This window comes from Acinetobacter sp. Li1LvA2, from assembly GCF_056156705.1.
In genome coordinates, this window is sequence record NZ_JBSICF010000007.1 from 37,826 (window position 1) to 51,927 (window position 14,102).

Below are 14,102 nucleotides of genomic sequence, written 5' to 3' on the forward strand. Positions count from 1 at the left end.
TCCTTTATGGCAGGTGCTTTTATTGTTGATGTAAATATTTGGCAACTGTTTTGGCTTTGTTTGCATCACTCCACCAATATTCTATTCCGGAAGAAAGTACTGGTTTAACTTTAGGTTGTTGATACATATTCCAATAAGCATACCAGTTTTCACCTTTACCATAGGTCGGAATTTGATAATAACCAGCTCTAAGCAATCGATCGAGAATGCGAGTATAAATAATCTGTTGTTCACGGCTTTTACTTGCAACGAGTTTTGAAATCACTTGATCAATTACTGGGTTGCGAATACCTGCATAATTGTAATTTCCATCTTGCGCTGCTGCGATACTTCCCCAAAACTGTGTTTGTTCATTGCCCGGGTTTAGAGATTGCGGCAGATTCATTGTGGTCATATCAAAATCGTAACGACGAGTCCTTTCTAAATATTGCGGAGCATCGACCTGACGCAAATTAACTGCAATGCCTAACTTTTTTAGGTTACGAATAAAAGGTAAAAGTGTTCGTTGTTTACCATCTTGCTGAATTAAAAACTCAAGCTGAACTTTTTTTCCTTCTGGTGTAAATAGTTGCCCTTCTTTAACTTTATAGCCAGCCTGTATGAGTAATTGCCGTGCAGTTAACAAATTCTGACGGTTAAACCCACTCGCATCCGACACTGGATATTTCCAGTCTGCTAAAACACCTTGCTGCATGAGCGGAGATAACTTAGGCAATAACGGTTTTAACAACTCTAATTCAGTTTTTGAAGGTCGACCCGTTGCTGCTAATTCACTATTTTCAAAATAACTTTGAAGACGTTGATATTGACCATAGAACAAGGCTTTATTCTGCCATTCAAAGTCATAGGCATAGGTTAAGGCTTGTCTAAAACGGATATCATTTAAAGGTTTTCGTCTGGTGTTAAAAACATAACTTTCAGTGGCAATCGGGTTGTGGTGACGAAATTTATATTGAGTAACCAGTCCTGCTTTTACGGCTGGAAAACGGTAATCTGTTACCCATTTTTTAGGATTAGTTTCTTCATGCAAAGTGTATTGCCCAGATTTAAATCCTTCAAAAGCAATATCCCAATTTCGATAATAGACATATTTTAATCGGTCAAAATTATAACGCCCCTTGTTAATAGGCAAATCTTTTGCCCAATAATTTGGGTTTCTTTTATAACTAATGCTTCTACCGGCATCAACTCGTTCAACTACATATGGCCCCGAACCAATAATCGGTTGTAGGGTAATTCGGCTAAAATCTCTTCTTTGCCAATCTGCTTTTGAATAAATCGGTAATGTTGCCAAAATAAATGGCATTTTAGGATTATGGGTAGACTTAAAACTAAACTTTACCTGATGGGTGTTTATTACTTCTGTTTTTGCCAAATCAGCAAGGTACATCTGTAAACCTAAATTGGACTTCGTCTGATAGGCATCAAAACTAAATTTAACATCTGCCGCAGTGACTGGCTGTCCATTACTAAAACGCGCTTTAGGGTTTAAATAGAAAGTAACAGACTGCGTTTTTTCTGGGTCATAACTCACTTTCTCGGCTAAAAGCGGATATAAAACTCCGACCTCATCTAGTGACTGGGTCATTAAAGTATCAAAAAGATAATTAACGCCCTCTGTAGCATTCCCCTTACCATTCATACTATTGAGGTTATCAAAAGTTCCTTGAGCGGCCTGACTTAACAGACCACCTTTAGGAGCATTCGGGTTTGCATATGGCATAGCCATCATTCCTAAATATTTAGGCTTGGAATGAATCGCTATATATGAGGTAGTTTGCTGTGCAGAAAAAACTGCATGCGAAACGACACTGAGCCCGACTAGCAGGCTCAGTTGAAAAGATGATTTATGCATAAGTTACTAATTATTTTATAAATTAGGCACTTTAATAACATCACCAATGCGAAGCTGAGTAGAAGGCGTTAAATTATTCAGCTCAGCCAAGAAATTGGTTTCTAAACCATATTTGCTAGCAAGGCCAATTAATGTATCACCACGCTTCACTTTGTATTCCACAACAGTTTTTGGAATCACAATATTCTGGCCGCGCTGTAAATTAGCACTCGCTTTTAATGCGTTCATTTCAGCAAGTTCGCGCACTGAAATGCCTGCACGGCTCGCAATACTATTTAAAGACTCACCAGATTTCACAGTATATCTTTCAGTGTTTTTACCAGCCGCAACTGTTTTAGTTGAAGACTTGGTATCTACTTTAGCTGTTTCTGCTGTAGGTACATCACCTGTTAGCTTTAAACGCTGCCCTACACGAACGCTACTGGTACGTGAAAGACCATTTAATGAAGCAAGGTAGTCCAACTGTAAGTGATAACGGTTAGCAATATTACCTAAGCTATCACCAGATTTGACTGTATAAGTTTCTGGCGTTTCTTCTTTGGTATTTTTAGAAGATTTAGTTGGCGCTTCTTCAACCGTACCTGTTAGTTTTAAGCGTTGACCAGCACGCAAACCGGCAGTACGAGACAAACCGTTTAGATCAGCCAAATAACTTGTTTGCAAATTATATTTACTCGCAATCGCATTTAAGCTATCGCCAGACTGTACAACGTATTGTTCTGGAACACTTAAGCCTGCCGGTACTTTTAAAGTTTGACCAAGTTGCACATGGCTATTTGCTTTTAAGTTATTTAACTCGGCTAGCTCAGCTAGACTAATTTTTGATTTAGTTGCAATACTCGATAAAGTATCACCACGTTGTACTTTATAGCCTTCTGTTTTATAAGAAACATTTGCTGATGCTTTCTCAGATTTACTAGAAGCCTTATTTTCAGCAACTTCATCTACAGAAATATCTTGTGTAGGCACATTAATTTTTTGGCCAGCCATCAAGTTACTGCCCGCAGATAAACCTGGCGTTAATTCAGCAAGTTCTTGATTAGAGAGCGCATAACGATCTGCAATTAACTTAAGGTATTCACCGCGCTTCACAGTATAACTTTTTGTTGCTATACGTTTCGTTGCATTTGACTGAACTGCTTTAGGCTCGGCTTTAGCACTTGAGCGACTATTCTTTGGCTCTTTTAACTGTAGTTTCTGTCCAACAAACAGACCATCTGTCACTGATAAATCGTTATATTCAGCTAACTGTCTTACTGACAAATTAAACTGATTAGCAACACCGCTTAAACTGTCGTTAGCTTCAACCACATATACATCTGGTTTAGCTGTACTTTTAGATGTTGTTTGAGTTTCTTGTGGTTTAGCATCATATAGGTAAAGCGTTGAACCAACATATAACGTCTTTTCAGGGTCAATCTGGTTCCATTTAGCAACATCGCGCCAGTTTACGCCGTTTTTCATTGCAATAACGGCCAACGTATCACCCGGTAAAACCGTATAAGTACTACGCTTACCTTTAGGCTGTACAACCACTACATCTGTATCAGTTTTAATGTAAGGCTTGCCTTTATTGCGCTGTCCATCTTCAGAGTTAGCTACGGTCACGTCTTCAGCTAAAGTTTTTGGATAAGCAAAACCCCTACTGACCTCTTTACCTTGTTGCTCTGCAACTGACTGGCTCGTCTGAATTGCGGTTAACCTAATTTTGCCATCATACGGATCGACAATTTCAGTTCCTTTAGGCGCAATTGCTTTTAACTCAGCAACGACTTGATCTTTTTCAGCTTGAGTTGGTTGTGGCTCTAAAGCTTGCTGAACTGTTTCTTTCTCACCTTCAGCTCGAACTGCCGCTAAAATCTTTTCACGTTCAGAAGCTGAAATTGGTGGCTCCATCTTAACAGGCTTCGTAATGTTAGCTGCATTGGTCACGGCTACAGGAATACGCGGCGCACTTGGTACATCCGCTGATGCTGCAAAGGCAGCTAACGCATCGGAACCACGTGGTGTAGATTTTGAAATCGTTGAAGTATTCTTCACTGGTGAGGAAGGTTTAACTGGCTGAACTTGTGTTGTTGGTGTTGTTCTTGTTGTCACTGTAGTAGAAGGACTAACAGTTGTAGGTGTAGACGGTGAAGTTGCATTTGCCCACCAACCTGAGCTACCACCCGTTTTTTTCCCTTTTAATTTATTATCAATTGAAGGACTTAAATCTGCAGGAATCAAAATACGCATTGGACTCGCAGGGTCTACTGCTTCACCACGATATCCCGGGTTCAATGCATAAAGTTCTGCACGGCTTAACCCTGCTGTAGAAGCAATTTCATTTAACGTTAAAGGTGCTGATAAAGTCACTTCACGGAAATGGGGTCTATTTGCAATAGGCGGTAGTTCTACACCATAAGCCTTTGGATTTTTAATAATTTGAGCAACAGCTAAGAAACGTGGAACATAGTTCATTGTTTCTTGAGGTAATTTTAATGACCAATAATCAGTTGGCAAACCAGCAGCTTGGTTGCGGTTAATCGCCTGCTGAATACGTCCAGGGCCAGCATTATAGGCAGCTAATGCAAGTTCCCAAGAACCAAATTGGTTATAGAGACTCCCTAAAAACTCATAAGCTGCGCGAGTTGATTCAACCACATCTCGGCGCCCATCATACATACCAGTTTGCTTTAAGCCATAAATACGACCAGTACTTGGAATAAACTGCCATAGCCCCGCTGCTGCTGCACTACTTGTTGCAGCTGGGTCATAAGAACTTTCAATTACCGGTAATAATGCAAGTTCTGTCGGTAAGCCACGGCGTTCAGCTTCTTTCACAGTATGGTACAAATAACGACTGGCACGAGCACTCAAGCGATCAAGGTAAGGCTGACGAGAAATAAACCAGCTACGCTGAGCTTCAATACGTGAATCCCAATGATTCAAGTCCATTTTGAAACCAACAGACATACGCTTCCAAACATCACCATGCTTCAAAATAAGCAGACGATCACCTTCTACAGCGCGCATATCAGTTGCTGAAAGTAAGTCTTCCAAAGAGTCAAGACTACTCGCATCTAAATAACCTGCTCCACTGACCTGTTTCGATTTTGAGGTTTTTGCAGATTGCGGAGTCGATGAACAGCCTGTTGTAATACCCAACGCAGCTAAAGCAGAGCTAAGTACGGTAATTTTGAACAATGATGCCGCAGATGGCTGCCACACAAATGTGGTTGGTTTATACATAAAAACTTCCAAACAACTCGCGTAATATTTTTTTGGGGTCTGGCCACAAACCCTAGGTCTTCGATGCCATTGTAGTAAAGCGTGCAAGATAGACAAGGCAATAATTTGATGTCATTTGCATGGAAATGTTACAAGAAATTAAAAAAACCTTACTTTGTAACGATGGAACCGAACTTTTTGCGTATACAATACACCATATTCAGTTCTTTTTCTTTTAGTTTAGGTTTCGATTTATGTCTCAAACAATCACACTGTATGTTGATGGTGCATGTCGTGGCAATCCGGGTTTAGGTGGTTGGGGCGCATATGTCATTACCGAGCAGGGTGAGCATAAATTATTTGGCGGTGAGCCTGAGACAACCAATAACCGCATGGAGCTTACTGCTGCGATTGAAGGCGTTTCATTTTGCCCACTCGATGCTCATTTAATTATCTGGACAGATTCAAATTATGTGAAGCAAGGCATTACTGAATGGATTCATGGCTGGAAAAAGAAAAACTGGAAAGATGTAAAAAATCCTGACCTTTGGCAAAAATTAGATGCTGTATGTGCAGGTAGAAATATTGAGTGGAACTGGATTAAAGGCCATGCTGGACATGCAGGCAACGAAATGGCCGATGAGCTTGCAAATATCGGAGCCGATCAAACTGCACTGCAAAAAAAAACAGTTCAAGTGACTGCCCTGCAAGATATAAAAAAGCCTGAAGAGGATTGGTTGCTTGATGACCCTTTTGGGTTTGATATGGCAGAAGTAGCCGAAGAAGATAATATTGATCTTGAACAGCCCGAAGAAGTTGAGATGATTATTGTGGATGAAGAAGTTATTGAAGTGGAAGCTGCCGAGCCAGAAAGTAAGCAACCTGTTAATAATATTCATCCTCAAATTGTTGTTACCGAAGCCAAATTACAATTACAAGGGCCTCGACAACTGATTCTCGATACGGAAACCACTGGTTTTTATTTCCAAGATGGCGACCGAATTATTGAAGTGGGCGCTATTGAAATGATTAACCGGAAACTCACCGGTAGCTCAATTCATATTTATATTAACCCGCAAAAACCAGTGGGCGACTCAGAAAATATCCATGGTATTAGTGATAATTTCTTAAAAGATAAACCACTCTATGCAGAAATTGCCGATACGCTTTTTGATTATCTAAAAGGCGCAGAGATTATTGCCCATAACGCAACCTTCGATATGAACTTCCTTGATATGGAGTTTAGACGTGCAGGCCTTCCCGCACTTTCTGAAGTATGTGAAGTAACAGATACATTAGCTTTAGCAAAAAGCAAACATCCAGGACAAAAAAACTCGCTTGATGCCCTTGTAAGACGTTATGAAATTCCGGCACGTGACCGTACTTTCCACGGCGCATTACTCGATGCTGAAATTCTTTCAGACGTTTACCTAGCAATGACAGGTGGACAGGTTTCTTTTGATATAGATGCCTTATCCCAAAGTGAAAATAGCCAGAACACAACAAATAAAACTAGGATTCAAATTGACCTACCAGTTATTTACCCTTCTGAAGAAGAGTTAAATACACATGAGACTTGGGTCAAAGAATTTGAGAAAAAACATGGAGAACCTTGCCTTTTTGCAAAATAAATTTTTGATTCTTTAGCGTTTTTAGCTTTTCCCCTTTGTAAGTTAAGTTATATTAGTCACATAGATTTTTAGCTCAAATTACCGAGCACTACGAATATAACAATTGATTTTTTTTCAAAGGGGAACGTTTATGTCTGAGCATACTTCGATTCATTTCGATCCAACAGCTTTACTCATCATCAAACATGAAATTGATCGCTCAATAAAACTGGTTGAAGGTGCAGTAAGCACTTTAATTGAAGAACAAACGCTCCCTTTTGGTATTGATGATGCATTAGAACAATTTAAGCAATGCACTCAAGTCTTACGTTTAATTGATATCCCCTATCTTGCAAAAATCACTCAATATTCAACTGAGCTGATGCAAAAAATTATTGCGAAACCAACGCAAATTAATACCGATGATGTCGTTGCGCTGAGTGAAGGCACGACCATGGTAAAACGATATATTGAGTTTATCTGCTTGCGTGAATTACAAGTCCCTCAGTTTCTTCTTAATACCTTAAATAATTTAGAATTAGCTTTAAATAAACCACTAACATCTTCTGGACAAGCGATTGCTCCGTTACTTGCAAATGCTTCACTTGAACTTCCACTTCCAGAAGTATTCATTAATGAAAAAACTCAGTTTATCCATCAACTCTATAAGCTATCTCTACATCATTTTTTAAATAAAACAGAAGCTACTCATCATTATCAAGCTTTTAAACTTATTAGTACCTATTTGGTCAGCATGGCAAAACACCAGCCAAGCCAACAATACTGGCAACTCGTAAATTATGCTTTCGACCATATTGATAACCTACTTTTAAATGATTCACGGTTACGTGTACTCATTAATATTGAAAGTTATATTGGTCAATTCTTAGCAACGCCAGAAACTTTCAAGCCTGATTTGCCTGCACTTGCAGATATTTTAAGTATTGTCATTGCTCAAGAAGATGAAGTTGCTCACCATATTCGCAACCAACTTCATATAGGCGATGAAACACCGACAGACATGCAACTACTGGTTTTAAGCCGTCATCTTTTTGGTCCTGACTTCGATACCATGCACGCAGTTAGCCAATTAATTTTGAGCGAGATGAACAAAGTGCGTAATGACATTGAATATAACTATCAAAATATGTCGACTGAAAAAGCACAACAATTGCAAACGAGTCTTTTACAGCTCGCTTATACATTCAAACTACTTAACCTTGATGAAGCCTCAGTTGAGCTTTCTCAACAAGCTAACAGTTTAAGTCAGCTCAATCTATTAAGTAATGAAAACTACGCACAGCAGCTTATGGACAGTATTTTATCTGCCATGAACTCAATTGGTATTTTGGTCCGCCAATATACGTCTAGTCGCTTACAACTTAACGTGAATAATACGAATATTTCTTTAGATCGCCTTGATGAAGCACATCAAGCCTTACTCACCGAGACAAAAAATTTAATTGATTTTATTTGTCAGAGTCTTACGTTATATGCAAATGATTCAACACAGAATATTGAAGCAATTGCAGGTTCACTAAAAGAGCTAGCAGGTGCGGCCGAGTTTCTAGGAAGTACCATTCAACAAAATGCTTTACTTCAAACTGCTCAATTTGTTCAACAACAACTTGAACAAAACCAGCCGTTTAATACAGATCAAATTCACTGTATTTTTAACGTATTAGCGGGCCTTGACATGTTGGTTGACAATTTAAAAAATAAACAACCTGTTCTACAATCCATGTTTAATGTAGCATTGTCGAGTAGTCAACAACTTCAAGAAAAGGCAGCTTAATGTCTGAATTATCACTTGCTTATATTTTTCATCATCAACAATTACTGGTTGACCAAAACCTTCAACTACCCAAAGTCGAAAAGTTAGCAAGTGATTTACTTTTTACTCATGATGAGCAGGTCATTGCACGTGATTTGCTTGCTGAGGAAACTATCCCCGAAGGCTTACAACTGGTTCCCATTCGTCAACTCATTACAAGTTGGTCGAAAGAACAGTTCTTACAAGCAAGCCGAGCTGTACAGTTACTTGAATGGCGACGCAATCATAAGTTTTGTAGCCACTGCGGACACCCGACAGAAGTTCATCCAACCGAATATGCAATGGTGTGCCCTTCTTGTCGTTATCACCAATACCCTCGTGTAAACCCGTGCATTATTACTGTCATTACTCGAGGCGATGATGAAATCTTGCTAGCGAAGTCAGTCCACAACAAAACCAACATGTATGGTTTGATTGCAGGTTTTGTTGAGGTCGGTGAAACGCTTGAAGAAGCGGTACAACGCGAAGCTTTTGAAGAAGTAGGCCTAAGACTCAAAAATGTTCAATATATGTCAAGTCAGCCTTGGCCTTTCCCAAGTAACCTTATGGTAGCTTTTCGGGCAGAATATGAGTCGGGTGAAATTAAGCTTCAAGAAGAAGAAATTGCAGATGCACAATTCTTCAAAATTGATCAATTACCTGAGATTCCATTTAAGGGAAGTATTGCTCATTCAATGATTATGCAGATTACCCAAGCAGGGTAATCTGCCGTGTTTTAAACGAGACTCTCGTTTAAAACACTTCTTCAAGAAAATGTAAGATCGTTCTTTTCGTTCTGAAATAATGACTAATAAAACTAGAAAGGCTGGCCAAAATTGTAATATGCCCAGTTTTAGGAATCACGGCAATATGGCTGTGATTTCCCTTTTCTCTAAGTGCTGAATCCATATCTAAAGTATTGTGCTTTTTCACAATCTGATCATTTTCAGCCATCAAAAGGTAATGTTTAATATTATTTTGATTGACGAAATAATATGGCATAACTTCTTTATAAGAGATAGCTTGATCAAAAGCATCTTCGGCCAGTGGGTCACCCTTATAGTCAAAATGATAAGGTCCAGCTAAACCAATTATTGCCTTAATTTTCCCTAGACACTCAATTTTAGTTGAATCAGGATGATAAACAGCGGACATGACATTAAATGCACCTGCAGAATGCCCCATAAGTACAATATTTTCTGTAGAGATTTCTAGCTTGTCTTGGTTTTGATGCAAATAATTCAATGCCTGAGTCAGGTCATCAACAAAACTTGGGAAAATATTATTAGGTGCTAACTGATAGTTAATAACAGCAACGTCATAGCCTTCTTTGGCAAAGGTCTCACCAATAAAGAGATAATCTCGTTTATTACCATGTTGCCACGCCCCTCCATGCACAAAGACGATAAGAGGCTGGTGGGAAAGCTTTTTAACAGATCGGTAAACATCCAAACGGTGGCGAGGCTTTAGGCCATAACGAACATTTGGAACCTGTTCAAAACCATCTTTTGGCGTAAAACGGTTTAAAGCAAAACTCCCCAAATCATACAGGCGGAAATCTTTATAGAAAGTTCGCGCCTGTTCAATTTTGCTTTGTACTTGTTCAATCAGATTCATATATTACTGTGCAGTCGAAGCAGGATCTGTTTGGTCAGGATCAATTGCAACAGGTGTTTGAACTGTTGGTTGAGCAATGACGTTATTAATAATTGGTGTAGTCGTTGCGCTACCAGTACTTGCTGCTGGAGCCGGCGCCAAATCGACATTATCAATTAAAGTGACAATTTTGGTAACGTTACCAACGTTTTGTAAGACGCTATTTAAATCGTTAATTTCAGCTGTATTTAAACGGCCCATTACATAAAGTACACCGTCTTCGGTATGTACAAGTACCTTACTATCAGAAACCACAGGTGCCTTCATTAAAAGAGCACGTGTATTTGCTGTTACACCCGCATCTTGCATGATGGTGTTATAGCTAACTTTATTACCCACCGTAATATAGTTATGTACAGCTTTCACATCACTCATGGCTTTAAGGTTGTCTTCTGCCAACTGTTTCAAGTACGGATCTGGCACTTGGCCAGTTAATAAAACTGTACTGTGGAAGCTTTCAATATTAATACGAGACTGCTTGAAACGTTGATCAAGTTTATAAATGTTGATATTTGCTGTACGTTTAATTGAAGAGTCAATGAATACTTGGCCTAGACTGCGGACACCGCTATCTGTGCCTACTGGAGCTGTGCCTGTTCCACCAGAAATAAAACTTGCGCAACCTGATAAACTTGCGACACAAAGCATTGTTACAGCAATACGGTTTAACACTCCACCAGACTCCTATCAATTTCTTGGCTTGATCATAAAGCATCAGACTTAAATTTGCTCAAAAGAGTAATGAACTCTTAATCCAAAGTAAATGCATTTTCGATCCATTGCAGATCATAATGGAATTTTGAAAAGTCATGCTGTACTGTTTTTGCAATTTTCTGTGGAAAATCAAAACAAATCACATCAAAACGACAATAAAAATCCTGATAAGATGGATAGCGCTGTAAAAAACGCATCGCAGTTTTGATAATTTTCTTCTGTTTTGTCCACGTTACCATTTCACAAGCTTGTCCATAATTTCCTATAGTGCGTGCTTTTACTTCAACAAAAACTAACTCTTGCCCTTTTTTGACGATTAAATCAACTTCGCCACGGCGTGAATGGTAATTACTTGTGACCCATACATAGTTTTGTGCTTGCAAAAGGCTTAAAGCAGTTTGTTCTGCCCATTTACCCAACTGCTGTGCTAATAACATTTTTATTTCTCCCCAATGAAAAGCATCTCTAGATGTTTTTATGCGTAAATTATTTTCTTAAAATTATCTGACATATCAGATCCAAATCGAACAAATGAAAATCAGATCATTTTTGAAAAGCTTAAGCTAACAGACATTGTTCACGCCCAAATCATAATTTCGGGTAAACTACCCGATTAAAATTGTTTATCTGTACGGAGTAAAACCAAATGAGTGCTCAGTTATTTGTTGTAGCCACCCCAATCGGGCACTTAGATGACATGACTTTCCGTGCAATTGATATTTTAAAATCAGTTTCTATTGTTGCTGCCGAAGATACTCGTCAATCAGCACAATTATTTAAGCACTATAATATATCGACTCAACTTACTGCATGTCATGACCACAATGAGAGCAATAAAATTGAGCAGTTAGTTCAAAAATTACTTGCTGGCGATAGCGTTGCTTTAATTAGTGATGCAGGTACACCGCTCATCAGTGATCCAGGCTTTAAATTAGTCCGTGCTGCTCAAGAACATGGTATTAGAGTCGTTCCTGTGCCAGGTGCATGTGCTGCTATTGCTGCCTTAAGTGCGGTAGGTTTGCCTAGTGACCGTTTTAGCTTTGAAGGTTTTCTTCCATCTAGATCGTCACAACGTATTTCTCAATTAGAAAAACTTAAAAGTGAAACCCAGACCTTAATTTTCTATGAAGCACCCCATCGTATTTTAGAGTCGGTTAAAGATATGGCGCAGGTATTTGGTGAAGACCGTCCTGTAGGGTTTGCACGTGAAATTACCAAAACCTTTGAAACCATCAAAAAAATGACCTTAAAAGATTTGGTCAGCTTCATTGAAAATGACCACAACCAAGAAAAAGGTGAAATTGTAGTGGTTGTGGGTGGTGCAGCTGCAAAAACAGATCTAGAACAAGAAAAACTAGATGAACTTTTAAAGCGTTTACTTCAAGACTTATCTGTTAAAGCAGCATCTCAACTTGCTGCCGATTTAACAGGAATTAAGAAAAAAGTCGCTTATCAACGTGCGCTCGAGTTAACACAATCTTAATTTTTAATTAGGTATGGTGATGACACAGGATATTTGTCATCACCATCTGTTAATTTTGCATAATTAATCTTATAGACAAAATTACTTCAAAATCAGAACAAACTTTCTGGCTTTTTAAAATACCTAATCGCTATCTCAATATATATTTCGCTGACTGAACAATCGTTTCAGTCAGTGCATCAAGTTGCTTCGACTGCCTTTTCCAGTGATGCCAATATAATGGGATGTCGAGTTCAGCTTCAGGTATAACGTCTACTAAAGTTCCATTGGTTAATAAAGATTGCACCTGAAGCTCAGGCACCATGCCATACCCCAAACCTAATTGAATTGCTTTCACAAACGCATCAGTAGCAGGAATAAAACTATAAGGATAGCTCTGCAAAGACAAACCATAATATTTCAGTAATACCTCTGAATGCATAAGATCTTTATGGTTGAAAATTACAGCTGGTGCATTTCTTAAAGTTTCTCGGTTTACGCCATGTTTAAACCAGTCAGCTGCAAATTCAGCAGAAGCCAACATTTTATAACGCATTTTCCCAAGTGGTTGAGCTAAACAGCCTGGCATGACTTGCTCTTCTGCCGAAATACATGCGTTGACTTGCCCTGTTTCTAATAAAGTATGCGTATGCGATTGGTCATCAATTTTTAGTTCTAAGACTATTTTTTCTTTAAAAAGTGTTTGCTGAATGCTCGGTAAAAGCCAAGTCGCTAGCGAATCTGCATTGGAAGCTAGAGCAATTTTATAAAACTCCGATTCAGATGATTTGCCCATCAAACCTTGTAATAAGTTTTGCTCCATTAATCTCGTATGACGTAAATGTTGCAATAACGTTTGTCCAGCTTGTGTGAGTACACATGGGCGCCCACGGATAATTAAAATTTGGCCTAAATACTTTTCTAAAGCTTGCACGCGTAAAGACACTGCCGACGGCGTAATATATAAATACTCACCTGCTGCATCAAAACTTCCCATTTCTGCGACTGCAAGAAAGGCTTCACACTGTTTGCTATCTAACATATCAAACCTAAATTTTTTTTAGCCAAACCTAAATATTCTTAATTTTACTTATTTCTTAATAAAAAGTCAGATAATTCCCACATCTGATTTTTTCACCTTATTGTTATGTTCTCTCTTAGTATATTTTTTAAAGGTTTCGGTATTGGTAGCGGGCTTATTGTAGCAATTGGAGCACAAAATGCTTTTGTTCTAAAACAGGGGCTTAAACAGCAATATGTATTTTGGCTATGTTTAATCTGTGCACTTTCCGACTCAATTCTAATCGCGTTTGCTGTATTAGGTTTTGCCGAAATTATGACAGCATCACCCATCTTAATTACGGTCGCAAAATATTTAGGGGCAACGTTTTTATTGGCCTACGGTGCGAAAGCATTCTATGCAGCCTTAAAAACCACCCAGAGTATGGAGCTTGATAGCAGCCAGAAACAGACTCTAACTCAAGCACTAGTGACCTGTCTCGCCTTTACTTGGCTTAATCCACATGTCTATTTAGATACCATTGTTCTGATTGGTTCAGTTGCAACTCAACTAGAAGACAAAATTAGTTTTGCTTTGGGCAGCATTGTTGCCTCTTGGATTTTCTTTTTCAGTTTAGGTTATGGCGCAAGGTTATTAAAACCATTATTTATCAATCCTAAAGCATGGAAAATCTTAGATTTCATTATTGGTTGTGTTATGTGGAGTATCGCAATATCACTACTCATCTAATGCATTCACACAGTAAAAAGTACCATGTCTGA

Annotated in this window: 11 protein-coding genes; 5 read left to right on the top strand and 6 right to left on the bottom strand. The window is 38.7% G+C overall.

The annotated features are described in order from the left end of the window. Nucleotides 1–19: 19 nt before the first annotated feature. Both ACS604_RS14025 and ACS604_RS14030 read right to left on the bottom strand, forming a co-directional pair. Complete coding sequence (locus tag ACS604_RS14025; RefSeq protein ID WP_474772016.1) at nucleotides 20–1,855, bottom strand: extracellular solute-binding protein; 1,836 nt, start codon at nucleotides 1,853–1,855, stop codon at nucleotides 20–22. 15 nt (nucleotides 1,856–1,870) lie between these two features. After that, nucleotides 1,871–5,086, bottom strand: coding sequence for a LysM peptidoglycan-binding domain-containing protein (locus tag ACS604_RS14030; RefSeq protein WP_474772017.1), 3,216 nt, complete (start codon nucleotides 5,084–5,086; stop codon nucleotides 1,871–1,873). Between the two features lie 233 nt (nucleotides 5,087–5,319). Between ACS604_RS14030 and dnaQ the strand changes: the two genes are divergently transcribed. The 3 genes from dnaQ (at nucleotide 5,320) to nudC (ending at nucleotide 9,213) form a co-directional block, all read left to right on the top strand. Further along, entirely contained in the window at nucleotides 5,320–6,696 is a 1,377-nt protein-coding gene (gene dnaQ, locus ACS604_RS14035) for a DNA polymerase III subunit epsilon (protein ID WP_474772018.1), read from the top strand. 130 nt (nucleotides 6,697–6,826) lie between these two features. Next, the gene (locus ACS604_RS14040) at nucleotides 6,827–8,470 is read left to right on the top strand and encodes a chemotaxis protein (RefSeq protein WP_474772019.1); all 1,644 of its coding nucleotides are present in this window, start codon (nucleotides 6,827–6,829) and stop codon (nucleotides 8,468–8,470) included. Continuing rightward, a complete protein-coding gene (nudC, locus tag ACS604_RS14045) occupies nucleotides 8,470–9,213 on the top strand; it encodes an NAD(+) diphosphatase (RefSeq protein WP_004793904.1) in 744 nt (247 codons plus the stop codon). The genes ACS604_RS14040 and nudC overlap by 1 nt, the downstream gene beginning before the upstream one ends. A 28-nt stretch (nucleotides 9,214–9,241) precedes the next feature. On the opposite strand, the gene ACS604_RS14050 is transcribed toward nudC, so the two are convergent. The 3 genes from ACS604_RS14050 to ACS604_RS14060 form a co-directional block, all read right to left on the bottom strand. After that, nucleotides 9,242–10,105 carry an alpha/beta hydrolase gene (locus tag ACS604_RS14050; RefSeq protein ID WP_174727893.1) on the bottom strand — a complete coding sequence of 288 codons (864 nt, stop codon included), beginning with the start codon at nucleotides 10,103–10,105 and terminating at the stop codon, nucleotides 9,242–9,244. A gap of 3 nt (nucleotides 10,106–10,108) precedes the next feature. Further along, nucleotides 10,109–10,816, bottom strand: coding sequence for a BON domain-containing protein (locus ACS604_RS14055; RefSeq protein WP_004793906.1), 708 nt, complete (start codon nucleotides 10,814–10,816; stop codon nucleotides 10,109–10,111). 77 nt (nucleotides 10,817–10,893) lie between these two features. Beyond that, nucleotides 10,894–11,295, bottom strand: a complete 402-nt coding sequence (locus tag ACS604_RS14060) for a YraN family protein (RefSeq protein ID WP_312821410.1) — start codon at nucleotides 11,293–11,295, stop codon at nucleotides 10,894–10,896. A 209-nt stretch (nucleotides 11,296–11,504) separates the two neighbouring features. Here ACS604_RS14060 and rsmI point away from each other — a divergent pair, with 209 nt between their 5' ends. After that, nucleotides 11,505–12,341 (top strand): 16S rRNA (cytidine(1402)-2'-O)-methyltransferase, encoded by an 837-nt coding sequence (rsmI, locus tag ACS604_RS14065; protein ID WP_174727899.1) that lies wholly within the window; start codon nucleotides 11,505–11,507, stop codon nucleotides 12,339–12,341. Between the two features lie 130 nt (nucleotides 12,342–12,471). Here rsmI and ACS604_RS14070 read toward each other — a convergent pair whose 3' ends face one another. Next, nucleotides 12,472–13,362 carry an HTH-type transcriptional regulator ArgP gene (locus tag ACS604_RS14070; protein WP_312821412.1) on the bottom strand — a complete coding sequence of 297 codons (891 nt, stop codon included), beginning with the start codon at nucleotides 13,360–13,362 and terminating at the stop codon, nucleotides 12,472–12,474. Nucleotides 13,363–13,467: 105 nt separating this feature from the next. On the opposite strand from ACS604_RS14070, the gene ACS604_RS14075 reads away from it, so the two are divergent. Beyond that, a complete protein-coding gene (locus ACS604_RS14075) occupies nucleotides 13,468–14,070 on the top strand; it encodes a LysE/ArgO family amino acid transporter (RefSeq protein ID WP_474772020.1) in 603 nt (200 codons plus the stop codon). Nucleotides 14,071–14,102: the final 32 nt, after the last annotated feature.